Genomic DNA, 22,971 nt, shown 5'->3' with positions numbered 1-22,971 from the left:
CCGGCCCCGGCGGGGGTCCGATCGGCGAACGAAACCTCTCGGTGAGCGAAACCACGTGCGGTTCCGCCCACCGCGGCATCACATGTTCTCGGGCAGGTACGTGTTGTGGCTGGCTCCGCCGTCGACGTACACGATGGATCCGGTGGTGCCGGGCAGCCAATCCGAGAGCAACGCGACGATGGACTTCGCGACGACGGTCGGGTCGTTGACGTCCCAACCGATGGGAGCGGCACCGTCCCAGTACACGTTCAGCTGGTCCATCTTGGCGGCATCACCGGTCGCGGTACCCGCAATCGCCTTGGCGGCAAGAGTTCTGATCGGCCCTGCTGCAACAAGATTGGAGCGGATGCGCTTGGCGGCGCCCACTTCCCTGGCGACGTAGCGGTTGACCGATTCGAGTGCAGCCTTGGCCACACCCATCCAGTTGTAGTACGGCATCGAGGTGCGGGGGTCGAAGTCCATTCCGACGATGGAGCCGCCCTCGTTCATGACCGGGAGCACGGCGCGCGCGAGCGATGCGTAGCTCCACGCGGAGATCTCGAATGCTCGCGCGGCATCGGGGCCGGGGCCGTCGAGGAACGGCTTGGCGTCCGGTCCCATCAGGGTGCGGGGTGCGAACGCGATGGAGTGCAGAACTCCGTCGATGCCCTCGGGGGCCACTTCTCGCACTCGGTCCGCCAGGGCGGCGAGGTGCTCCTCGTTGGTGGCGTCGAGCTCGATCGCCGGGGGCACCTCCTTGGGCAGACGCTGCGCGATGCGGTCGATGAGCCGGAGCCGATCGAAGCCGGTGATGATCACCTTGGCGCCCTGCTCCTGCGCCATCGCTGCGGCGTGGAACGCGATCGAGGCGTCGGTGATGATGCCGGTGATGAGAATGGTCTTGCCTTCGAGCAATCCGCCCATAGTGCTGTATTCCTTGCTTTCGGAGATGAAATCGATGACATGCAACTTGAAAAGTATTGTGCGAGAGCGACTTTCAGTGACCCATGCCCATGCCGCCGTCGACGGGGATCACGGCACCGGACACGTAGGAGGAGTCGGGGCCCGCCAGGAAGCTCACCACTGCCGCGACGTCCTCGGGCTGACCCAGACGCTGAAGCGGAATGAATTCCTTGGCCTTGCCGCGCAAGTCGTCCGAGAGTTCTGCGGTCATGTCGGTTTCGATGAACCCCGGGGACACGACGTTCGCCGTGATGGACCGCGAACCCAGTTCCCTCGTGATCGACCGAGCCATGCCGATGACTCCCGCCTTGGACGCCGCGTAGTTGATCTGCCCCGGTCCGCCGGCCATGGCCACGACCGAACTCAGGAAGATCATCCGGCCCCAGCGCGCGCGCAGCATGGCGCGGTTGGCGCGCTTGGCGACGCGGAAGGCTCCGGTGAGGTTCGCGTCGATGACACGCTGGAACTGGTCCTCGGTCATGCGCATCAGAAGCGTGTCGTCGGTGATACCGGCGTTGGCCACGAGCACCTCGACCGGTCCCTGCTTCTCCTCGACCTCCTTGAAGGCCGCGTCGACCGAGGCGGAGTCGGTGACGTCGCAGACGACTCCGAACAGACCGTCGGGCGCTCCCGATCCGCGGTGGGTGACGGCCACCTTGTGTCCGTCGGCGTGGAGCCGCTGGGCAATGGCAAGACCGATTCCCCGGTTACCTCCGGTGACGAGTACCGATCGCGCGATGAAGTCAGGTGTGGACATGCCTAGCAACCTATCTGTTCGTCCTGGAATGACAAAGCGAAACTTACTGGTGAGTAATAACAGCGATCACGGCAATCGTTGCCGCATCACCAATGCCGAACCCAAGCCCGACGAGATGAACAGGACCCCGAGAATCAACCACGGACGCGACGCGTCTCCGCGAGTGATCTCGAAACCGATCTGCTCCTCCAGGGTGTCGTACACGTCGCGGAGATCCTCGAGCGACGACGCGGTGAAGAAGCTGCCACCGGATAGAGCCGCGATCTCACGCAGGGACGGATCGTCGACGGGTACCGGCACCCGTTCGACCCCGGCCTCGTCCTCGATTTCGACCGAGCCGTAGCTGGTACCGAACGAGATCGTGGAGATCGGCACGCCTTTGTCCTTGGCTGCCCGCGCTGCGGTGTACCCGCCGCGTGGGTCGTCGAGGTTCTGCGGAACGGTCTGCTTACCGTCCGAGAGCAGCACGATGCGCGCCGGAGGTGCCGCGTCGCCGCCGCCGAGTATCGCTCCGAGAGTGTCGATCGACTGGAGCGAGGTGAAGATCGCCTCGCCGGTGGCCGTTCGCTCGCTGAGCTGCAGCTTGTCGATGGCGGACTTGGTGGCTTCGCGGTTGGCCGTGGGCGAGACCAGAACCGACGCCGTACCGGCGAACGCGACCAATCCGAGATTGATACCGGGCGTCAGACCGTCTGCGAAGGATTTTGCTGCTTCCTGCGCGGCTGCCAACCGAGTCGGCTCGACGTCGGTGGCCTCCATGGACAGCGACACGTCGATCACGAGCATGACGGTCGCCCGGTTCCGCGGCACGCGCTCGTCCGCCGTCGGGCCTGCCAGTGCGACTGTGAGGAACAGCAAACCGACCAGCACCAGTGCGGTGGGCAGATGACGTAACCGGTTCGGCCGATCGGGCGCGACGGACTCGAGCAGTTCCATGTTGGAGAACCGCAGTACGTGCTTCTGCTTGCGCCGCTGAATCCAGACGTAGCCGACCGTCAGCGCGATGACGACGACGAGGAATCCGAGCCACCACGGCGACGCGAAATCGGTCAGGCTCATCGCGAACCCGCCCGAGCGGTGTTGGTGAAGCCTGACCCGATGGTGTGCCTGCGTGCGGTCACGAACCGTACGACGTCGGCGATCCAGTCACCGTCGGTGCGGAGCGTCAATCGAGGTGCACCGCACCGCCGCAGCGCCTTCTCCACATCGTCGCGGTGCGCAGCTGCTGCGCGCGCGAAATCTGCACGCAACCGCGGCGTCGTACTGAATTCGCGAGTGCGGCCGGATTCCGGGTCGTGGAGAACGACGTCACCGACGTCGGGCAGTTCCAGATCACGTGGGTCGAGTACCTCGACGGCCAGCACGTCGTGCCGAGCGGAGATGGCACGAAGGGAGCGCTCCCAATCGATCGGCCCGAGGAAGTCGCTGATCACCACAGCCATCCCGCGGCGGCGTTCGGGCCGTCGTAGCGCTTCGATGGCAGCACGCAGGTCACCGCGCACACCGTCGGCCGCGGACGGCGTCGTGGCTATCGCCCGGAGCATCGATTGAGTGTGCACGCGGCCGCCCCGTGCCGGAATGCGGTTGGTGTCGGCACCGGTGGCAACCACCGCGCCGATCCGATTGCCGCCACCGCCGGACAGATGAGTGATGGCAGCCGAGGCCGCGACCGCAAGATCCCGCTTCTCGCACCCGGTGGTGCCGAAGTCGAGGCTGGCCGACAAGTCGACCACGAGCCAGGTCTCCAGCTCGCGGTCGGCCACGGATTGCCGCACGTGCGGATGCGTCGTACGCGCGGTGACCGACCAATCCATCTGACGGACATCGTCGCCCGGCTGGTACTCCCTGGCGTCACCCGGCTCGGATCCCGGTCCGGGAATCAACCCGAGATGGTCGCCGTGCAGAACCCCGTCCAGCCGTCGACGCACCGTCAGCTCCAGAGTTCGCAGTGCTGCGGCCAACTTCGGATCGCGCAGCTCACCCGAGCGGAACGACGGTGGCCGGGCTACGACGGCTCTGCCTGCGGTCGCGGGCGCGGTGTCGGATCCGCTCACTGCCCCGGCGTACCGATCGACGATCCGTCACCCGACGGCTTCTGCAACGACGGCGCCTGCTGGCCGTACTGACCGCCCTGCGGAGGCTGCTGAGATCCTGGCTGCTGCGACTGCGGCGGCTGTCCCTGTCCGGGGAACTGGCCCGGAGCGGGGAACTGGCCGGGGGCCGGGAACTGCCCCTGCGCCGGGTAGGGACCCTGCGGCTGACGTCCGTCGAAGTGCGGGCCGTCCGGACCGGCTCCGTTGCTCTGCGGAACCGGTACCGCCTGCGGCGACACCTGCGGCAACCCGACGGTCTGCAGTACCCGAGAGATGACCGTCTCGGGGGTCACCTCGTCGGCCAGAGCGTCGTAGGACAGCACGAGACGGTGCCGGAGCACGTCGGGAATGACCTCGAGTACGTCCTGGGGAACGACGTAGTCGCGACCGCGGAGCAGAGCCAGTGCGCGCGAGGCCGCAATGATGCCGAGCGTCGCACGCGGCGATGCACCGTAGGCGATCCAGCTGCCCACATCGTCCATACCGAACTGCTCGGGAGTTCGGGTAGCCGCGATGACCCGCACCACGTAGTCGACGAGCGCGTGGTGCACGAACACCGAGCTGGCCAGATTCTGCAGGCGAACCAACTCGACCGGGTCCAGGATCTGCTTGGGCTCGGGAGCTTTGATGCCCATGCGGTAGACGATCTCGCGTTCTTCCTCGACCGTCGGGTAGTCGACGACGATCTTGAACAGAAATCTGTCTCGCTGAGCTTCGGGAAGGGGGTACACGCCCTCGTTCTCGATGGGGTTCTGCGTTGCCATCACCAGGAACGGATCGGGCATCGGAAACGTCTTGCCACCGATGGTCACGTGTCGTTCCGCCATGACCTCCAGCAGTGCGGACTGCACCTTGGCCGGCGCTCGGTTGATCTCGTCGGCCAACACGAAGTTCGCCACCACGGGTCCGAGTTCGGTGTCGAACTCCTCACGGCCCTGACGGTAGATGCGGGTGCCGACGAGGTCGGTGGGAACCAGGTCGGGGGTGAACTGAACTCGCGAGAACGAGCCGCCCACCACACGTGCGAAGGTCTCGACGGCAAGGGTCTTGGCGACGCCGGGTACGCCCTCGAGCAACACGTGTCCGCGGGCGAGCAACCCCACCAGAATGCGCTCGACGAGGCGATCCTGACCGACGATCACACGCTTGACCTCGTACACGGCCTTCTCGAGAAGCTGGACGTCCTCGGCCAGGGACGGACTGTCCACTCGCGTCGGCTCCACACCCGGTGGATTCGGAGTCGGAGACTCGACTCGCGTCGACCCCTCGTCGTTCGAAATCCGGCCGTCACGTGATGTCACCAAGAATTCACCGCTTTCAGTCGATCGTCGTCGGGCTCGTTTCGTACCGCCGCAACCAACTATTCCAGGTGATCGGTATGCGCGCCGAAAGGCGCCCCCGACCCACGGGCCGGAGTGGAGCCTGCGGGAACGACTCTGGAGTCCGGAGAGACGCCTGATCGCACTCAGGACACCATGCGCACGGCGTACGGCGTCATTCCGCTGTATCGCACGTCGGACACCTTGACCACCGAACCGGACTGGGGAGCTTCGAGCATCTTGCCGTCGCCGAGGTAGAGCGCGACGTGTTGGCTGGCGTTGGGTCCGTAGAAGATCATGTCGCCACGCTTCATGTCCGAGGACGGCACTTGCTTACCCGCTGTGTACTGGTAGCCGGTGTAGTGCGGCAGCGAGATTCCCAGGCCTGCGAACGCATAGATCATCAAGCCCGAGCAGTCGAAGCCGACCTTGTTGTAGTCGCCGTAGCTGTCCGCGACTCCGCCGTCCCTGATGCCCTTGGTCGGCCCGTTCTCGTCGCCGCCACCCCACGAGTACGGCACGCCGAGCTGGCTCATTCCGCGGTCGATCGCCAACTCGACGGCTGCGCTTCCGGTGACCGACGGGGTCGTGGACGTTTTCGGTTTGGTCGGCGTCTTCGGTTTGGTGGGAGTGGTCGCGGTGGAGCTGTCGGTATCGGTCGACGCGCTCGCATCCTCGTCGACGTCCACGTGTGAACGCTGGCCTTCGGCAATGGCCGCCGCGCGTTGCTGCGCCGCCAGGTTCGCCGATACTCGCGCAGCTGCCTGTACAGCAGCTTCCTTCGCCGCGGCCGTGGCGGCGGCGATGGCCGCGTCCTCGGCCGCCTTCTGCGCCTCCCAGGTGCCGTACGCCGCACGCTGGTCCTGCAGACCGGCGACGTTGCTGCGGGCGGCGTCGAGTTCGGTCTGCGCCGAGTCACGCTGTGCTTCGATCGTGGCCTTCCGGTCGGCCTCGGCCTGCAGCGCTGCCTGCGCCTCCGCGATGGCCTGCTCGGCCTCTGCCTTCTTGGCCTCGGCTTCCGAGGCGGCCGCGTCGGCCTGCTGCTTGGATTCTCGCGCCGCCGAATCGCGGTTCGCCTGCTCGGTTCGGGCCCGCTGCAAGCCGTCGAGTACCGCGTTCTGGCTGTTGGAGAGCACCTTGAGGACCTGGGCGCGGTCCAGGACGTCGTCCGGTCCGCTTGATCCGAGGAACGATGCCATGGAGGCGACGCCGGAGCCCTGGGTGTAGCTGGATTTGGCGAACGCGTCGAACTTGGCCTGGGCTGCCTGGATCTGGGTGCCTGCATCGGCAAGTGCCTGCTGCGCAGCGCCGACGACGGCGGCAGCGACATCGGCCGCGTCACGTGCATTCTGCAGATCGACCAAGGCCTTGTTGACGCCTTCTCGCTTCGATGCGACCTCGTCGTCGAGTTGGGCGAGCTGCTGGTTGGCCGACGCGATCGCGTCGATCAGCAGGCCGACCTGGCCCAGACTCGAATCGACGGCGCTACCCGCAGCGGCGAGATCGGTGTCCGACGGGTTGGGCGGTGGCGGTGGTACCGCGGCGGCAACCCCGGGAAGGGTCGCCGTCAACGCGAGAACGAGTCCTGCGCCAACCAGCACGAATCGGGTACGGACGAGTGCACGGCGGTGAGTTCCGCGGACTTGACGTCGGCTCACAAATGTCTCCCTCGGGTCCGGCATTCACTCGGGTTCGCACAGAACCGTCGTGCCGTCGAGGTGCCCTCCGTCCTCCACCCCGATCGCAGGTGACGGTGAGCGCTCTCGCCGGGCGGGAAAGAAACACGCAGCGATACGACAGGTGCGAACCACGTCAGTCACACCCGAAGCAGTGGCCTCCCGAGTTCCCCACGGATGACAACCGCCTTCTGCGACACTCCTTCCCCAGCAGTGCCAATGGCACCGTACGACACTTCGCACCCTAAAGAAACTCCAGTCACAAATGACACATTGGTAATTCCACCAGGCACAACGCCGTGAACTCGGTGTTTACCGGAAACAATTTTTCCGACTTTTTCGGACGACCTCACGGTCACGATCGCGACCGGGTCGAACGGTGTGAGCGTCGGTCACTCGAACGACACTCGGGCCGAGCGTGTTCAGTCGGCGACGGACTCGCTGCGCGCATGATCGTTCGCCTCCGAACGAGAGCGATATCTGCGGACCTTGACGGCAGCAGTCAGGGTCGCAACCGCGGCGACCACGATCACCAGGCCGCCCGTCAGCAGACCCCACGGTGTCTGATCCTCGACCAGGGTGTCGACGAAATTGTCGGCGGCGACGACGTGGTTGCCGGTGTAGGTACGGTCCTGGCCTGCTTCGAGGGTCACCCGACTGATCGAGTCGCTGAACGAGCCGACCTGGCCGGGGCTGAGCACGAGAACCGTGCCACCCTCGCGTGCTCCGACAGCGGTGGCGAGATCCCGCAGTTGCGAGTCGTGGCGAGGTTCGTTCGGGACGATCACGATGCTCAGATCGATGCCGTGGTCCTCGGCGCGCGCGACGGCCGAGGACAGCCCGGCTTCCTCGTCGGCGGGTGCGCTGACGCCGGACTCGCGGACCGTGGCGACGATGCTGTCGACATCCAGACCTGCCGGTATGTCGGTGGCAAGCGGGGAAACGGCGTGAATCGGCTCAGGCATCTCTCGTCCAGTCGGTAGGAACCAGTCGGGTCGAACCCTACGTCACCGACGTACCCACACCTGGTAGGCCCGCAGGTCCGGCGCAACTACTGAGGTCGCCCTTCATTGCGCAGCCGGGAGCACTACGTGAGGATCGTCGTGTGGATAGGTCTCTCGACACCCACCGAGAACCCGACCGCAGGTTTTCACAGGACAAGCGTACTGTTAGACTTTCATCGAGACACTGACCGAGCGTCCGCCTCGAACTCTCAGCCCCGAGATTCGAGGCCGGGGCCCACGGCCAGCGCCTCGCTTCAACCGTCGACACAGCCCCGTCGGCGGTGTGCCTCATAGACGAGTGGAGCTGAAGTGACCGCAAGTAATGATTCATTCGGTGCAAAGGGCACCCTCGAAGTCGGCGAGAACTCGTACGAGATCTTCCGACTGTCGGCTTTGCCCGGTGCCGAGAAATTGCCTTATGCACTGAAGGTCCTCGCGGAGAACCTCCTTCGCACCGAGGACGGTGCCAACATCACCGCCGACCACATTCGTTCGATTGCCTCGTGGGATCCGTCCGCGGAGCCGAGCTTCGAAATCCAGTTCACGCCTGCGCGCGTCATCATGCAGGACTTCACCGGCGTTCCGTGCATCGTCGACCTCGCCACGATGCGTGAAGCCGTCACCACCCTGGGCGGCGACCCCAACAAGGTCAACCCCCTCTCCCCCGCCGACATGGTCATCGACCACTCGGTCATCCTCGACGTCTTCGGCCGCGCCGACGCTCTCGAGCGCAACGTCGACCTCGAGTACGAGCGCAACGGTGAGCGCTACCAGTTCCTGCGTTGGGGACAGGGCGCATTCGACGACTTCAAGGTCGTCCCCCCGGGCATGGGCATCGTGCACCAGGTCAACATCGAATACCTGGCACCGACGATCATGACCCGCAAGGGACAGGCCTACCCCGACACCTGCGTCGGCACCGACTCGCACACCACGATGGTCAACGGCCTGGGCGTGCTCGGCTGGGGCGTCGGCGGCATCGAGGCCGAGGCGGCCATGCTCGGCCAGCCCGTCTCGATGCTCATCCCCCGCGTCGTCGGCTTCAAGCTCTCCGGTGAGATCCAGCCCGGCGTCACCGCGACCGACGTGGTGCTGACCGCAACCGAGATGCTGCGCAAGCACGGCGTCGTCGGCAAGTTCGTCGAGTTCTACGGAGAGGGTGTGGCCGAGGTTCCGCTCGCGAACCGCGCCACCCTGGGCAACATGAGCCCCGAGTTCGGTTCCACCGCAGCGATCTTCCCGATCGACGAGGAAACCATCAACTACCTGCGCCTCACCGGCCGCAGCGACGAGCAGCTCGCGCTCGTCGAGGCGTACGCCAAGGAACAGGGCATGTGGCACGACCCGAAGAACGAGGCCGTGTACTCCGAGTACATCGAGCTCGATCTCAACACGGTCGTTCCGTCCATTGCCGGACCGAAGCGTCCGCAGGACCGAATCCTGTTGTCCGAGTCCAAGGTTGCGTTCCGCAAGGACATCCACAACTACGTCGAGGAGAACCACCCGAAGCACGAGGGTGACAGCAAGCTCGACGAGGCACTCGACGAATCGTTCCCGGCAAGCGACTCCGCTTCGCTGAGCTTCGCCGAAGAGGATTCCGTCGACGTTCGTTCTGCCGCATACGGTTCCGAGGGTCGTCCGAGCAAGCCGGTCCGGGTCACCACCGACGAGGCAGGCGAGTTCGTCCTCGATCACGGTGCCGTCGTGGTTGCGGGCATCACCTCCTGCACCAACACCTCGAACCCGTCGGTCATGCTCGGCGCAGCACTGCTCGCCCGCAACGCCGTGGAGAAGGGCCTGTCCACCAAGCCCTGGGTCAAGACCAACATGGCACCCGGCTCGCAGGTCGTCACCGACTACTACGAGAAGGCGGGCCTGTGGCCGTACCTCGAGAAGCTCGGCTACTACCTCGGTGGTTACGGCTGCACCACGTGCATCGGTAACACCGGCCCGTTGCTCGAGCCGATCTCGAAGGCGATCAACGACAACGACCTCTCGGTCACCGCAGTGCTGTCGGGCAACCGCAACTTCGAGGGTCGCATCTCCCCCGACGTCAAGATGAACTACCTGGCCTCACCGCCGCTGGTCATCGCCTACGGCCTCGCGGGCACGATGGACTTCGACTTCGAGACCGACCCCCTCGGCGAGGACCACGAGGGCAACCCCGTGTTCCTCAAGGACATCTGGCCGTCCTCGCAGGAGATCGAAGACACCATCAAGTCGTCGATCAGCCGGGACATGTTCAGCAAGTCCTACGAGACCATCTTCGCAGGCGACAGCCGCTGGCAGAACCTGTCGACCCCCGAGGGCGACACGTTCGAGTGGGATCCCAAGTCCACCTACGTGCGCAAGCCTCCGTACTTCGACGGCATGACGATGGACCCGGCTCCCGTCGAGGACATCACCGGTGCACGCGTGTTGGCTCTGCTCGGCGACTCGGTCACCACCGACCACATCAGCCCGGCAGGACCCATCAAGGCAGGTACGCCTGCTGCGCAGTACCTGGACTCGCACGGTGTCGAGCGCAAGGACTACAACTCGCTCGGTTCGCGTCGAGGAAACCACGAGGTCATGATTCGCGGAACGTTCGCGAACATCCGCCTCAAGAACCAGCTCCTCGACGATGTCTCGGGCGGCTACACCCGTGACTTCACGCAGGACGGCGGACCGCAGTCCTTCATCTACGACGCGTCGCAGAACTACCAGAAGGCCGGCATCCCGCTGGTCGTGCTGGGTGGCAAGGAGTACGGCAGTGGCTCCTCGCGCGACTGGGCGGCCAAGGGCACCTCGCTCCTGGGCGTCAAGGCCGTCATCACCGAGTCGTTCGAGCGCATCCACCGCTCCAACCTCATCGGCATGGGTGTCGTTCCCCTGCAGTTCCCGGCCGGTGAGAGCGCATCGTCGCTCAAGCTCGACGGCACCGAGACCTTCGACATCGTCGGCGTCGCGAAGCTGAACGAGGGCACCACCCCGAAGACGATGACCGTCATCGCCACCAAGGAAGACGGCACCAAGGTCGAATTCGAGGCCGTGGTTCGCATCGACACCCCGGGTGAAGCGGACTACTACCGCAACGGCGGCATCCTGCAGTACGTGCTGCGCAACATGATCAGAGGCTGAGTGCGCGTCGTCTGACGTATGCCTCGAACGGCGATGGGCCCGGAACCGACAACGTGTTTCCGGGCCCATCGCCGTATCGGTCGAGGCCCTCATCGAAAGTAGGAAACCCACACGTGCCCAAGGTCAGCGAAGACCACCTGGCCGCCCGTCGAAGCGAAATTCTCGACGGCGCGCGTAAGTGCTTCGGCGAGTTCGGCTACGAGGGCGCGACGGTACGGCGTCTCGAAGAGGCCACCGGCCTGTCGCGCGGAGCCATATTCCACCACTTCAAGGACAAGGACGGTCTCTTCCTCGCCCTGGCGCAGGAGGATGCTCGACGCATGGCCGAGGTCGCGGCCACCCAGGGTCTGGTGCAGGTGATGCGAGACATGCTGGCGCAACCCGAACAATTCGAGTGGCTCGGAACGCGGCTCGAGATCACCCGACGACTGCGCACGGACGCGGACTTCCGGTCCAGCTGGGCCGAACGGTCTGCAGAGCTGACCGACGCGACACTCGGGCGACTCGAGCGCCAGAAGACCGCAGGAAGATTGCGCGACGACGTCCCCAACGACGTCCTCGCCGACTACCTGGATCTCGTGTTGGACGGCCTGGTGGCGCGCATCGCGTCGGGCCACGGGAGGTCCAACCTCGCGGCGATCCTGGATCTGGTCGAGGAATCGGTCCGCAGGCAGGACTGAGCGGGACGTCCCGGACGAGCCGGCCTGCGGGTCAGGCCAGCTGGATCAATTCCAGGTATTCCTGGGACCAGTGGTCCTCGGTACCGTCGGGGAGCAGAATCACCCGTTCGGGTGAGAGCGCTTCGGCGGCACCGGGATCGTGGGTCACCAGAACGACGGCACCCTTGTAGCTGCGGAGCGCGTCGAGGACCTGTTCACGGGAGATCGGGTCGAGGTTGTTGGTCGGTTCGTCGAGCAGCAGCACGTTCGCCGCGGAGGACACCAACCCGGCGAGTGCCAGACGGGTCTTCTCACCGCCGGACAATGTCCCTGCCGGCTGGTCGAGCTGGGGGCCGGTGAACATGAAGGCTCCGAGCAGAGACCGCAGTTCCTGCTCGCCGGTATCGGGTGCCGCGTGCCGGATGTTCTCCCAGACCGACGCGTGATCGTCGAGAGTGTCGTGTTCCTGTGCGAAGTATCCGACGCGCATGCCGTGGCCGGGTTCGATCTCGCCGGTGTCCGCATTCTCGGTTCCGGCGAGGATCCGCAGCAGCGTCGTCTTGCCTGCACCGTTGAGCCCGAGCACCACGACACGGCTGCCCCGGTCGATGGCGAGGTCGACGCCTGCGAAGATCTCCAGCGATCCGTACATCTTGGTCAGGTTCTTCGCCATCAGCGGCGTCTTGCCGCACGGTGCAGGCTCGGGGAATCGGATGTGCGCCACCTTGTCCGACACACGTTCGGCGTCGAGGTTGGCGAGCAGCTTGTCCGCGCGCTTCGCCATGTTCTGTGCCGCAACGGCTTTCGTTGCCTTGGCACCCATCTTGGCGGCCTGCACCCGCAGTGCCCCGGCCTTCTTCTCCGCGTTGGCGCGCTCACGGCGGCGACGCTGCTCGTCGGTGGCGCGGGCGTCGAGGTACTTCTTCCAGTTCATGTTGTAGATGTCGGCTTCGCCGCGCACTGCGTCGAGGAACCACACCCTGTTCACCACGTCTCCGAGCAGTTCGACATCGTGACTGATCACGATGAGTCCGCCCTCGTGGCTCTGCAGGAATCCGCGCAACCAGGTGATGGAATCGGCGTCGAGGTGGTTGGTGGGCTCGTCGAGCAGCAATGTGGTGTTCGAGCGGCCGCCACTGCCGTCGGACGCGGCGAACAGAATGCGAGCCAGTTCGACGCGTCGGCGCTGACCACCGGACAGGGTGCGCAGCGGTTGGCCGAGGATGCGGTCGGCCAAGCCGAGGCTGTTGCAGATGCGAGCCGCTTCGCTCTCGGCTTCGTAGCCGCCGAGGGACGCGAAACGCTCTTCGAGTTCGCCGTACTTGCGGACGGCCTTGTCGAGCAGCGCCTCGTCGGCCACCTCGGCCATCAATGCCTGCTGCTTCTCCATGCTGTGCAGGAGCGTGTCCAGGCCCCGAGCCGAGAGCACTCGGTCCTTGGCCAGCACGTCGAGGTCGCCTTCTTTGGGATCCTGCGGTAGGTAGCCGAGTTCTCCGGTACGCACGACCTCGCCCGCGTACGGCTCTCCCTCGCCTGCCAGGATGCGCAGAGTGGTGGTCTTGCCTGCACCGTTTCGACCCACCAGCCCGATGCGGTCGCCTGCCTGCACGCGGAGCGCGGGCCCCTCGGTGGACAGAAGGGTCCGCACACCGGCACGAACTTCCAAGTCGGTGGCGGTGATCACGCGTGAACTCCTAGCGATTGCCGAACAAGATCGTTGCCCGTCGACCGACGGGCGAACCATGCCGTCGAGCGGCACAGCAAACCCCCATTTTAGCTCAGCATTCACGTGCCCTCACCCAGGAACGACGGTGACACCGGTAACGTCTGATCGATGACCGACGCCCCCGAAACCGTCAGCCCCTCCAGCGCGCCGATCCCCGACCTCACCGGGCGCACCGCTCTCGTCACCGGCGGTAGCCGAGGCATCGGCAAGGCCATCGCCGCCGAACTGCTCGCTCGCGGCGCGAATGTCGCCATCACCGCACGCAAGCGCGAACCTCTCGTTGCCGCGGCCGCAGAGCTCGGCGATTCCGTGCTCGCGATCGACGGTAACGCGGGCGATCCGGAGCACCGGCGCAACGCGGTGGCGAGCACGGTGGAGACCTTCGGTTCGCTGGACATCCTGGTCAACAACACCGGCATCAATCCCGTCTACGGCTCGCTGATGGATGCCGACCTGGCGGGCGTGAGCAAGATCTTCGACACGAACGTGGTGGGTACCCTCGGCTTCGTTCAGCAGGCGTTCCATGCCTGGATGGGCGAGCACGGCGGCGCGGTCGTCAACATCGCGAGCGTGGCAGGCATCCGCTCCACCGGCGTGATCGCCGCGTACGGCGCTTCCAAGGCCGCCCTGATCCGCCTCACCGAAGAGCTCGCCTGGCAGCTCGGTCCGAGGATTCGCGTCAATGCCGTGGCACCGGGGGTGGTGAAGACCAAATTCGCCGAGGCCCTCGTCGCCAACGGAGAAGACGCGGCAGCGGCCGGCTACCCGATGAAGCGTCTCGGAAACCCGGAGGACGTCGCGGCCCTGGTCGCCTTCCTGGTGTCGGACGCCTCTTCCTGGATCACCGGCGAGACCGTGCGGGTGGACGGTGGTTTGCTCGCCACCGGCGGAATGTGAACGATTTCTCGGCCGACGTCGCGGTGGTCGGACTCGGCCCGGCGGGACGGTCGGTGGCCCACCGATGCGCCGAGGCAGGACTCGACGTGCTCGTCGTCGATCCGCATCCGTCCCGCACCTGGACACCGACGTATTCTGCCTGGGCCGACGAGTTGCCACCGTGGTTGCCCGAGACCGCCGTCGCCTCGACTGCGCAGAAGCCAGCGGTATGGACTGATCACCATCGGATCATCGACCGAACGTACTGCGTACTGGACACGCCTGCATTGCAAGCGACCTTGTCTCTCGACCGCGTGCGAGTGCTCGCCGGAACGGCCGTCGATGTCACAGGTTCTCGCGTGACGACGTCCGACGGCACCATCGTCGACGCTCGGCACGTCGTCGATGCTCGCGGAACGCTCGATTCACACGACCTGGCACAGCAGACCGCATACGGCATCGTCGTCGAACGGGAGCGCGCCGAACCGATCCTCGAAGGATCCGACGCCTGGTTCATGGATTGGCGCACCGACAACGGTGCCCGGCCCGGTGAGGCGCCGAGTTTTCTGTACGCCGTTGCGCTCGACGACGATCGGATCCTGCTCGAGGAGACCTGTCTGGTGGGCCGACCGGCTCTCGAGCTCTCGGTGCTTCGAACACGGCTGCACCACCGCCTCACCCACCGCAACCTGGAACCGACCGGCCACGAGGATGTCGAGCGTGTCCGCTTCTCGGTCGAACCGCCGCCTCGGTCGCGACTGCACACCGGCCGAGACGGTCCGGTGTTGTTCGGCTCTCGCTCGAATCTGATGCATCCCGCCACCGGGTACAGCGTCGCGGCCTCGCTGGCATCGGCGGATCACCTTGTCGAGCGGTTCCGAGGCGGCGGTCGATCGCGCCCGGTCCGCCCGGTGCACGTGTGGACGGTCCAGAAGCTTCGCAACCTCGGCCTGCGCACGGCACTGGCTCTCGAACCCGAGATGGTCCCCCAGTTCTTCTCCAGCTTCTTCTCGCTCCCGGTCGAACTGCAGCGCTCGTACCTGTCCGGCCACGACGACGCCGTGGGGACGATGACCGCGATGCTGAAGATGTTTCCGACGCTCCCGGCGTCGGCCAGGCTCGCGATCGCGCGCACGATAGTGCGCACCCCGGGCCGCGGCTGAGTTTCTCGCCAACGGTCGACACGCGGGCGCCCGGTCGGCGATCATGTACAGATGCGCAGCATTTGGAAGGGCTCGATCGCCTTCGGACTGGTCAATGTTCCGGTGAAGGTCTACTCGGCCACCGAGCAGCACGACATTCGGTTCCATCAGGTGCACGCGAAGGACGGCGGTCGCATCAAGTACGACCGGATCTGTCAGGAGTGCGGTAAGTCGGTGCAGTTCGCCGACATCGACAAGGCGTACGACTCCCCCGACGGCGAACGCGTCATCCTCACCGACGACGACTTCGACAAGCTGCCTGCGGCGGAGAAACACGAAATTCCGGTTCTCGAATTCGTACCCACCGAGCAGATCGATCCGATCCTCTACGACAAGAGCTACTTCCTCGAACCGGACTCCGCGTCACCGAAGGCGTATGTCCTGCTGCGCGAGACTCTCGAAGAAACCGAGCGCACCGCGCTGGTGCATTTCACTCTGCGTCAGAAGACCCGTCTGGCCGCCCTCCGCGTGCGCGGCGACGTGCTGGTGATCCAGACGTTGCTGTGGCCGGACGAAGTCAGGGCCGCGGAATTTCCTTCGCTCGTGGACGCGCCGTCCGCGCGTCCACAGGAAGTGAAGATGGCGACTTCCCTGGTGGAAAGCATGTCCTCGGAATTCGATCCGACCGAGTACACGGACGATTATCAGATCGAGCTGCGCAAGCTGATCGACGAGACGCTCGCCAACGGCGGTGAGAAGGTCATCCACACCGAGACGGAGAAAGACGACGACGGCGAGGACGCCGAGGTGGTCGATCTCGTGGCGGCGTTGCAGCGGAGCGTGGAGGCGGCAGGCAAGAACGCGAAGTCCGGGTCCGCCTCGTCTGCTCCGGCGAAGAAGGCTCCCGCCAAGAAAGCTGCAGCGAAGAAGGCCCCGGCCAAGAAGGCAGCGGCCAAGAAGTCGACCCCCGCCGAGTCCGCCGACTCCAAAGCCGACGAAGCGAAGGGTGCGTGAGGGGGCCGACTCGTCAGTGGGTCAGACGGTGAAGCCGAGGGCCCTGAGCTGCTCGCGACCGTCGTCGGTGATCTTGTCCGGGCCCCACGGCGGCATCCACACCCAGTTGATCTTCAGGTCGGCGGCCAATCCGCTGCGTACGAGAGCACCGCGGGCCTGATCCTCGATGACGTCGGTCAACGGGCATGCCGCCGAGGTGAGCGTCATGTCGACCGTGACGATGTCGTCGGCGTCGATCTTGATGTCGTACACCAGCCCGAGGTCGACGACATTGATTCCGAGCTCGGGGTCGACGACGTCGCGCATCGCTTCTTCGAGGTCCTCGAGCACCTTGATCTCGTCGGCGGTCAGTTCCACCGGACTGGTCACGGCTGGAGTCGTCTCTGTTGCTTCGGTCATGATTGCTGTCCTCCGGAAAGTGCCGACTGGGCGGTCCCGCCCGTCGTAGCTGTCGAATCTGCGTCCACTACTTGAACAACCGCGTCCTTGAAAGCCATCCAACCCAGCAATGCGCACTTCACGCGAGCCGGATACTTGGCCACACCGGCGAACGCAATGCCGTCGCCGATGACGTCCTCGTCACCCTCGACGGTACCTCTGCTGCCGACCATGTCGCTGAACGCGTCGACCGTCTTCAGTGCGTCGGCCACGCTCAGGCCGACGACCTGATCGGTGAGTACGGACGTCGCTGCCTGACTGATCGAGCAGCCCTGGCCGTCGTACGACACGTCTGCGACGGCACCGTCCTCGATCTGCACGCGCAGGGTGACCTCGTCGCCGCAGGTGGGGTTGACGTGGTGCACCTCCGCGCCGAAGGGCTCGCGCAGTCCGCGGCCGTGCGGGTGCTTGTAGTGATCGAGGATCACTTCCTGGTACATCTGTTCCATCCGCATCTACAGCTGCCCTCCCCCGCCGTGGTCGGTGGTTCCGAAGAACGATTGCGCGCGGCGAATCGCCTGTGCGAGAACCTGTACTTCCTCGACCGTGTTGTACAACGCGAACGAGGCGCGCGCTGTCGCAGCCACACCGAAGCGTCGATGCAGCGGCCACGCGCAGTGATGCCCGACGCGGATGGCGACGCCCTCGTCGTCCAGGATCTGTCCGAGGTCGTGGGCATGAATGCCGTCGACCACGAACGACACTGCCGAACCGCGGTCGACGTTCTCCGTCGGGCCGATCACGCGAACACCGTCGATCTTCGCGAACTCGGCGAGAGTTGCTGCGACCAAGGCCTTTTCGTGCGCGGCGATGACATCGATGCCGATGTTCTCCAGGTACCGCACAGCGGCACCGAGTCCGACGACCTGCGAGGTCATCGGAACCCCGGCCTCGAATCGCTGCGGAGGCGCGGCGAACGTCGTCTTCTCCATGGTGACGGTCTCGATCATCGAACCGCCGGTGATGAACGGAGGCATCGCCGCGAGGAGTGCGGCCTTGCCGTACAGCACGCCCACTCCCGAGGGACCGAGCATCTTGTGACCGGAGAACGCGGCGTAGTCGACATCGAGCGCGTGGAAATCGACCGTCATGTGCGGCACCGACTGGCATGCGTCGAGGACGACGAGCGCACCGACCGCCCTGGCCCGACGCACCAATTCCTCGACCGGAGCCACAGCACCGGTCACGTTGGACTGATGCGTGAACGCGAGAACCTTGACGGCAGAAGACAATTCGAGTGAATCGAGATCGATGCGTCCGTCGTCGGTCACGCCGTACCAGCGCAGGGTGGCACCGGTTCGAGCGGCAAGCTCCTGCCACGGAACGAGATTGGCGTGATGCTCGAGTTCGGTGACGACGATCTCGTCGCCGGGACCGAGATGGCGATCGAATCGCTGATCGGCAAGCACGTACGTCACGAGGTTGAGCGACTCGGTCGCGTTCTTGGTGAACACGATCTCGTCGACGTCCGCCCCGACGAACGACGCGATGGCGGCGCGGGCACCCTCGTAGGCATCGGTGGCCTCTTCGGCCAACTGATGCGCCCCGCGGTGTACGGCCGCGTTGCACGTGGTCAGGAACTCACGCTCGGCGTCGAGTACCTGCACGGGCCGCTGCGAGGTGGCACCGGAGTCCAGGTACACCAACGGCTTACCGTCTCGCACGGTGCGCGAGAGGATGGGGAAATCGCGGCGAACCGTGGCGACATCGAACGATGCCGCCACCGCCGCAGCTGCGGGTGCAGCCATACTCATGCTCCGGTGGTCGCGGCCTGCGTGTAGCCGGCGTATCCGTTGGCCTCGAGCTCGTCGGCCAGCTCTGCACCGCCGGACTTCACGATTTCGCCGTTGACGAAGACGTGGACGAAGTCGGGCTTGATGTACCGCAGGATGCGGGTGTAGTGCGTGATCAGCAGCACTCCGCCGTCTTCGCGCTCCTTGTACTTGTTGACACCCTCGGACACCACTCGCAGAGCGTCGACGTCGAGGCCGGAGTCGGTCTCGTCGAGGATGGCGATCTTGGGCTTGAGCAGTCCCAGCTGAAGAATCTCGTGACGCTTCTTCTCGCCGCCGGAGAAGCCTTCGTTGACGTTGCGCTCGAGGAAGTTGGCCTCGATCTCGAGTTCGCTCATGGCGGTCTTGGCTTCCTTGACCCAGTGCCGCAGCTTGGGAGCCTCACCGCGCACAGCGGTGGCGGCGGTGCGCAGGAAGTTCGACATCGAGACGCCGGGCACCTCCACCGGGTACTGCATCGCCAGGAAGAGGCCGGCGCGGGCGCGCTCGTCGACGCTCATCTCGAGCACGTCTTCACCGTCGAGGGTGATGGTGCCGGAGGTGACGGTGTACTTCGGATGGCCTGCAATGGCGTACGACAAGGTGGACTTGCCGGAACCGTTGGGCCCCATGATCGCGTGCGTCTCGCCGGACTTCACGGTCAGATCGACACCCTTGAGGATGTTGATCGGCTCGGCGGACGAATCGGTGTTGGCGACGCTGACGTGCAGATCGCGGATTTCGAGTGTGGACATCACAGTTCCTTTGTGCAGTCGAGAAAGGTTCGGGTGGACCTACGCGCCGGCGACGGCGAGTTCGGTCTCGATGGCGGCGTCGAGACGCTCGCGTACGGCGGGGACCGGAATCTTGTCGATGATCTCGTGGAAGAAGCCTCGGACGACGAGTCGACGAGCAACCTCCTCCGAGATGCCACGAGCGCGCAGGTAGAACAGCTGCTCGTCGTCGAAACGGCCGGTGGCGCTGGCGTGGCCTGCTCCGACGATCTCGCCTGTCTCGATCTCGAGGTTCGGTACCGAATCGGCCCGCGCACCATCGGTGAGCACCAGGTTGCGGTTGAGCTCGTAGGTCTCGGTTCCCTCGGCCTCGGCTCGGATCAGAACATCTCCGATCCACACGGTGTGCGCGTCGACGGTTCCGGGTCCGGTTTCGCCCTGCAGCGCGCCCTTGTACATCACATTGGACTTGCAGTGCGGTGCCGAGTGGTCCACGAGCAGTCGCTGCTCGAGGTGCTGGCCGGCGTCGGCGAAGTACACACCGAGCAGGTTCGCGTCGCCGCCGGGCGCGCTGTAGCGCACGGTCGGGCTGATGCGGACCAGATCGCCGCCGAGGCTGACGTTGTAGTGCCGCAGCACGGCGTCGCGCCCGAGCATCGCGTGGTGCGCTGCGACGTGCACGGCGTCGGACTGCCAGTCCTGGATCAGTACGACGTGCAGTTGCGAGCTGTCGCCGAGAACGAACTCGAGGTTCTCGGCGTACGTGCCGCTGCCCCGCTGATCGATCACGACGGTGGCGCGAGCGAACGTGCCGAGTCTGATCTGCACATGGCCGTAGGCGACGTGGTCGACACCGGGACCGTCGACAGTGATCTCGATCGGATCGGCCACCTCGACCTCGTTCGGCACGGAGACGATCGTGGCCTCGGTGAACGCCGAGAATGCCTGAGCGGCAATACGATCGGCAGGAACACCGGCCTTGCCCAGTCGGTCGTCGTCACGGCCCACGGTCTCCACGACCACCGATTCCGGTGCACCGACGGTGACCTGAGCGGCCCCGTCGGCGACAGCGGAACCGTCGTGCAGGCCGCGCAGCCGACGCAGCGGCGTGAAACGCCACAGCTCGTCACGGCCGGACGGGATCTCGAACGCATTGACGTCGTAGGACGTGAACTGAGCGCCCTTGTTCTCGACGAGCTTCGACTTGTCTTCCTTGGCCGACTCTGGATTCTCGGATGCCACGGCACCCATGACTCCGGTGAGGGGGTTGTTCACTTATCCGACCGACCCTTCCATCTGCAGCTCGATGAGCCGGTTGAGCTCGAGCGCGTATTCCATCGGTAGTTCGCGAGCGATCGGCTCGACGAAGCCACGGACGACCATTGCCATGGCCTCGTCCTCGGTCATGCCACGGCTCATCAGGTAGAACAACTGATCGTCGCTGACCTTCGAGACGGTGGCCTCGTGGCCCATCGACACGTCGTCCTCGCGGATGTCGACGTACGGGTACGTGTCGGAACGACTGATCGTGTCGACGAGCAACGCGTCGCACTTGACCGTCGAACGCGAGCCGTGCGCACCCTTGTTGATCTGGATCAGACCGCGGTACGACGTCCGGCCACCGCCGCGAGCGACGGACTTGCTGACGATGTTCGAGGACGTGTGCGGTGCCAGGTGCAACATCTTCGAGCCGGTGTCCTGGTGCTGGTCCGGGCCTGCGAACGCGACCGACAGAACCTCACCCTTGGCGTACTCACCGGTCATCCAGACAGCGGGGTACTTCATGGTGACCTTGGAGCCGATGTTGCCGTCGACCCACTCCATCGTTGCGCCTGCCTCGGCCTTGGCACGCTTGGTGACGAGGTTGTAGACGTTGTTCGACCAGTTCTGGATGGTCGTGTAGCGGCAACGACCACCCTTCTTGACGATGATCTCGACCACGGCGGAGTGCAGCGAATCCGACTTGTAGATCGGCGCGGTGCAACCCTCGACGTAGTGCACGTATGCACCCTCGTCGACGATGATCAGCGTGCGCTCGAACTGGCCCATGTTCTCGGTGTTGATCCGGAAGTAGGCCTGCAGCGGGATGTCCACATGGACGCCCGGCGGGATGTAGATGAAGGATCCACCGGACCACACCGCGGTGTTCAGTGCGGAGAACTTGTTGTCGCCCGCGGGGATGACGGTGCCGAAGTACTCGCGGAACAGCTCCGGCTGCTCCTTGAGGGCGGTGTCGGTGTCGAGGAACAACACTCCCTGAGCCTCGAGGTCCTCACGGATCGAGTGGTAGACCACCTCGGACTCGTACTGGGCAGCGACACCGGAGACGAGGCGCTGCTTCTCCGCCTCGGGGATGCCGAGCTTGTCGTACGTGTTCTTGATGTCTTCCGGCAGGTCTTCCCACGTGGCAGCCTGCTTCTCGCTGGACCGCACGAAGTACTTGATGTTGTCGAAGTCGATGCCGTCGAGGTTGGAACCCCAGTTCGGCATCGGCTTGCGCTCGAACGTCTTGAGCGCCTTGAGGCGCGCCTCGAGCATCCACTCGGGCTCGCTCTTCTTCTGCGAGATGTCCCGGACGACGGCCTCGGAAAGACCGCGCTTGGCACTTTCACCGGCTACGTCCGAGTCGGCCCAGCCGTATCCGTAGGTGCCGAGCGAGGCGATGGTCTCGTCCTGGGTCAGCGGCGCGGTGGGTGTCACCTGGTCTGGTGTGACGGTCATGCGGGCTCCTTCCGGAGGCGTGGGCGTTCTCCGACGCGGGGCTGCGCGTCGGGAGTCTTCTTGTCGGAACTATCGGTGTTCGAGTACCGCGTCGGTGACAGCGGTACGTGCGTCGTGCATGCGCAATTGCCGTTGGCGATGGTCGCCAAACGCTGCACGTGCGTGCCGAGGATCTCGGCGAACGCGGTCTGCTCGGCCTCGCACAGCTCCGGAAACTCGGAGGCGACGTGCGACACCGGGCAGTGGTGCTGGCAGATCTGCACACCGTTGCCCACCTGACGGGTGGTGGCGGAGAAACCGGCTGCGCTGAACGCGCCGGCGATTCGGTCGGCGGCGTCCTCCACGGCATGCGCATCGGATCCCGTCGCCGGCTCCACGTCCGCCACGATGGTGTTGACCCGTTGCCGCGCGAACGTCTCGATGGCCGCGTCTCCACCGATCTTGCGCAGCTGCCGCATGGCGGCGCCGGCGAGATCGTCGTAGGTGTGGCCGAGACGATTGCGTCCGGCTGCAGTCAGCTGGAAATGCTTCGCCGGTCGACCCCGGCCCCGTTGCCGAGCACCCGCGGGAGTGGTGATGCGGGCCTCGCCCGCGTCGATGAGTGCGTCGAGGTGACGTCGAACACCTGCCGCGCTCAATCCCAGTCGAGTACCGATGTCGGAGGCGGTGATGGGGCCCTCTTCGAGGAGCAGAGTGACCACAGCGCTCCGCGTCTGCCCCTCGGGGGCCGACGTGGGTCGCACCGACGAAACGCCTGCGCCGGTGGCCGACGACTCGACACTTCCCGGACGCACGAGCGAGCTCTCGGTTGTTTTCACAACACCAGTGTGACGGAATTGCAGTACCCGGTCCAGCAAGGGTGCCCTTTGCAGGTCGCTCACCCAACACGGTGGCCGATGCCCAGGTGGTCCGGTGGAGCACGGTGCAGGCCGCCTGCGAGTGCCCCGCTACGCTCCCACTGTGCCATCGACCGACAGT

Annotated in this window: 20 protein-coding genes; 5 read left to right on the top strand and 15 right to left on the bottom strand. The window is 65.3% G+C overall.

Annotated features, from left to right (window positions below; genetic code table 11):
- Positions 1-78 precede the first annotated feature (78 nt).
- The 7 genes from inhA to CH302_RS07510 form a co-directional block, all read right to left on the bottom strand.
- Entirely contained in the window at positions 79-903 is an 825-nt protein-coding gene (gene inhA, locus CH302_RS07540) for an NADH-dependent enoyl-ACP reductase InhA (RefSeq protein ID WP_032377850.1), read from the bottom strand.
- Between the two features lie 73 nt (positions 904-976).
- A complete protein-coding gene (fabG1, locus tag CH302_RS07535; RefSeq protein ID WP_037189347.1) occupies positions 977-1,699 on the bottom strand; it encodes a 3-oxoacyl-ACP reductase FabG1 in 723 nt (240 codons plus the stop codon).
- A gap of 66 nt (positions 1,700-1,765) precedes the next feature.
- The gene (locus tag CH302_RS07530) at positions 1,766-2,758 is read right to left on the bottom strand and encodes a VWA domain-containing protein (RefSeq protein WP_037189348.1); all 993 of its coding nucleotides are present in this window, start codon (positions 2,756-2,758) and stop codon (positions 1,766-1,768) included.
- Positions 2,755-3,753 carry a DUF58 domain-containing protein gene (locus CH302_RS07525; protein ID WP_037189349.1) on the bottom strand — a complete coding sequence of 333 codons (999 nt, stop codon included), beginning with the start codon at positions 3,751-3,753 and terminating at the stop codon, positions 2,755-2,757. Before CH302_RS07525 ends, CH302_RS07530 begins: the two co-directional genes overlap by 4 nt.
- Positions 3,750-5,015 (bottom strand): AAA family ATPase, encoded by a 1,266-nt coding sequence (locus tag CH302_RS07520; RefSeq protein WP_371828434.1) that lies wholly within the window; start codon positions 5,013-5,015, stop codon positions 3,750-3,752. The genes CH302_RS07525 and CH302_RS07520 overlap by 4 nt, the downstream gene beginning before the upstream one ends.
- Positions 5,016-5,257: 242 nt before the next feature.
- Positions 5,258-6,769, bottom strand: a complete 1,512-nt coding sequence (locus tag CH302_RS07515) for an NlpC/P60 family protein (protein ID WP_037190039.1) — start codon at positions 6,767-6,769, stop codon at positions 5,258-5,260.
- Between the two features lie 440 nt (positions 6,770-7,209).
- Positions 7,210-7,752 (bottom strand): Rv1476 family membrane protein, encoded by a 543-nt coding sequence (locus CH302_RS07510; RefSeq protein WP_037189350.1) that lies wholly within the window; start codon positions 7,750-7,752, stop codon positions 7,210-7,212.
- 348 nt (positions 7,753-8,100) lie between these two features.
- Here CH302_RS07510 and CH302_RS07505 point away from each other — a divergent pair, with 348 nt between their 5' ends.
- Together CH302_RS07505 and CH302_RS07500 are read left to right on the top strand one after the other, a co-directional pair.
- Positions 8,101-10,911 carry an aconitate hydratase gene (locus tag CH302_RS07505; protein WP_037189352.1) on the top strand — a complete coding sequence of 937 codons (2,811 nt, stop codon included), beginning with the start codon at positions 8,101-8,103 and terminating at the stop codon, positions 10,909-10,911.
- A 113-nt stretch (positions 10,912-11,024) separates the two neighbouring features.
- Entirely contained in the window at positions 11,025-11,591 is a 567-nt protein-coding gene (locus tag CH302_RS07500) for a TetR/AcrR family transcriptional regulator (protein ID WP_037189354.1), read from the top strand.
- Between the two features lie 31 nt (positions 11,592-11,622).
- Here CH302_RS07500 and CH302_RS07495 read toward each other — a convergent pair whose 3' ends face one another.
- A complete protein-coding gene (locus CH302_RS07495; RefSeq protein ID WP_037189356.1) occupies positions 11,623-13,254 on the bottom strand; it encodes an ABC-F family ATP-binding cassette domain-containing protein in 1,632 nt (543 codons plus the stop codon).
- A gap of 150 nt (positions 13,255-13,404) precedes the next feature.
- Between CH302_RS07495 and CH302_RS07490 the strand changes: the two genes are divergently transcribed.
- The 3 genes from CH302_RS07490 to ku are packed head-to-tail and all read left to right on the top strand — an operon-like array spanning position 13,405 to position 16,328.
- Positions 13,405-14,193 carry an SDR family oxidoreductase gene (locus CH302_RS07490; RefSeq protein WP_037189357.1) on the top strand — a complete coding sequence of 263 codons (789 nt, stop codon included), beginning with the start codon at positions 13,405-13,407 and terminating at the stop codon, positions 14,191-14,193.
- Positions 14,190-15,335, top strand: coding sequence for a lycopene cyclase family protein (locus CH302_RS07485; protein WP_037189359.1), 1,146 nt, complete (start codon positions 14,190-14,192; stop codon positions 15,333-15,335). Before CH302_RS07490 ends, CH302_RS07485 begins: the two co-directional genes overlap by 4 nt.
- 51 nt (positions 15,336-15,386) lie before the next feature.
- Positions 15,387-16,328, top strand: a complete 942-nt coding sequence (gene ku, locus CH302_RS07480) for a non-homologous end joining protein Ku (protein ID WP_037189360.1) — start codon at positions 15,387-15,389, stop codon at positions 16,326-16,328.
- A 21-nt stretch (positions 16,329-16,349) separates the two neighbouring features.
- On the opposite strand, the gene CH302_RS07475 is transcribed toward ku, so the two are convergent.
- The 7 genes from CH302_RS07475 to CH302_RS07445 are packed head-to-tail and all read right to left on the bottom strand — an operon-like array spanning position 16,350 to position 22,736.
- Positions 16,350-16,727, bottom strand: a complete 378-nt coding sequence (locus CH302_RS07475; protein WP_037189361.1) for a metal-sulfur cluster assembly factor — start codon at positions 16,725-16,727, stop codon at positions 16,350-16,352.
- On the bottom strand, positions 16,724-17,221 hold the full coding sequence (gene sufU, locus CH302_RS07470) for a Fe-S cluster assembly sulfur transfer protein SufU (RefSeq protein ID WP_037189362.1): 498 nt from the start codon (positions 17,219-17,221) through the stop codon (positions 16,724-16,726). Before sufU ends, CH302_RS07475 begins: the two co-directional genes overlap by 4 nt.
- Positions 17,222-18,514: a cysteine desulfurase gene (locus CH302_RS07465; RefSeq protein WP_037189363.1), complete on the bottom strand. Its 1,293-nt coding sequence runs from the start codon at positions 18,512-18,514 to the stop codon at positions 17,222-17,224.
- Between the two features lie 2 nt (positions 18,515-18,516).
- On the bottom strand, positions 18,517-19,293 hold the full coding sequence (gene sufC, locus CH302_RS07460) for a Fe-S cluster assembly ATPase SufC (protein WP_032403380.1): 777 nt from the start codon (positions 19,291-19,293) through the stop codon (positions 18,517-18,519).
- Positions 19,294-19,332: 39 nt separating this feature from the next.
- On the bottom strand, positions 19,333-20,523 hold the full coding sequence (gene sufD, locus CH302_RS07455) for a Fe-S cluster assembly protein SufD (RefSeq protein ID WP_094649919.1): 1,191 nt from the start codon (positions 20,521-20,523) through the stop codon (positions 19,333-19,335).
- A 24-nt stretch (positions 20,524-20,547) separates the two neighbouring features.
- A complete protein-coding gene (gene sufB, locus CH302_RS07450) occupies positions 20,548-21,993 on the bottom strand; it encodes a Fe-S cluster assembly protein SufB (protein WP_032377835.1) in 1,446 nt (481 codons plus the stop codon).
- Positions 21,990-22,736: a helix-turn-helix transcriptional regulator gene (locus CH302_RS07445; RefSeq protein WP_371828435.1), complete on the bottom strand. Its 747-nt coding sequence runs from the start codon at positions 22,734-22,736 to the stop codon at positions 21,990-21,992. The genes sufB and CH302_RS07445 overlap by 4 nt, the downstream gene beginning before the upstream one ends.
- Between the last annotated feature and the right edge of the window lie 235 nt (positions 22,737-22,971).

The sequence above is a fragment of the Rhodococcus sp. 15-2388-1-1a genome (assembly GCF_002259145.1).
Taxonomy (GTDB): Bacteria; Actinomycetota; Actinomycetes; order Mycobacteriales; family Mycobacteriaceae; genus Rhodococcoides.
The sequence above is the reverse complement of the archived record's forward strand: the minus strand, read 5'-3'. Positions and strand labels throughout refer to the sequence as shown.

Excerpts from the sequence above, each read along its gene's own strand:
- CH302_RS07490 (WP_037189357.1), top strand. The coding sequence starts at position 13,405 with ATGACCGACGCCCCCGAAACCGTCAGCCCCTCCAGCGCGCCGATCCCC.
- CH302_RS07510 (WP_037189350.1), bottom strand. The coding sequence starts at position 7,752 with ATGCCTGAGCCGATTCACGCCGTTTCCCCGCTTGCCACCGACATACCG.
- fabG1 (WP_037189347.1), bottom strand. The coding sequence starts at position 1,699 with ATGTCCACACCTGACTTCATCGCGCGATCGGTACTCGTCACCGGAGGT.
- CH302_RS07530 (WP_037189348.1), bottom strand. The coding sequence starts at position 2,758 with ATGAGCCTGACCGATTTCGCGTCGCCGTGGTGGCTCGGATTCCTCGTC.
- ku (WP_037189360.1), top strand. The coding sequence starts at position 15,387 with ATGCGCAGCATTTGGAAGGGCTCGATCGCCTTCGGACTGGTCAATGTT.
- CH302_RS07465 (WP_037189363.1), bottom strand. The coding sequence starts at position 18,514 with ATGGCTGCACCCGCAGCTGCGGCGGTGGCGGCATCGTTCGATGTCGCC.
- CH302_RS07475 (WP_037189361.1), bottom strand. The coding sequence starts at position 16,727 with ATGACCGAAGCAACAGAGACGACTCCAGCCGTGACCAGTCCGGTGGAA.
- sufU (WP_037189362.1), bottom strand. The coding sequence starts at position 17,221 with ATGCGGATGGAACAGATGTACCAGGAAGTGATCCTCGATCACTACAAG.
- inhA (WP_032377850.1), bottom strand. The coding sequence starts at position 903 with ATGGGCGGATTGCTCGAAGGCAAGACCATTCTCATCACCGGCATCATC.
- sufC (WP_032403380.1), bottom strand. The coding sequence starts at position 19,293 with ATGTCCACACTCGAAATCCGCGATCTGCACGTCAGCGTCGCCAACACC.
- sufD (WP_094649919.1), bottom strand. The coding sequence starts at position 20,523 with ATGGGTGCCGTGGCATCCGAGAATCCAGAGTCGGCCAAGGAAGACAAG.
- sufB (WP_032377835.1), bottom strand. The coding sequence starts at position 21,993 with ATGACCGTCACACCAGACCAGGTGACACCCACCGCGCCGCTGACCCAG.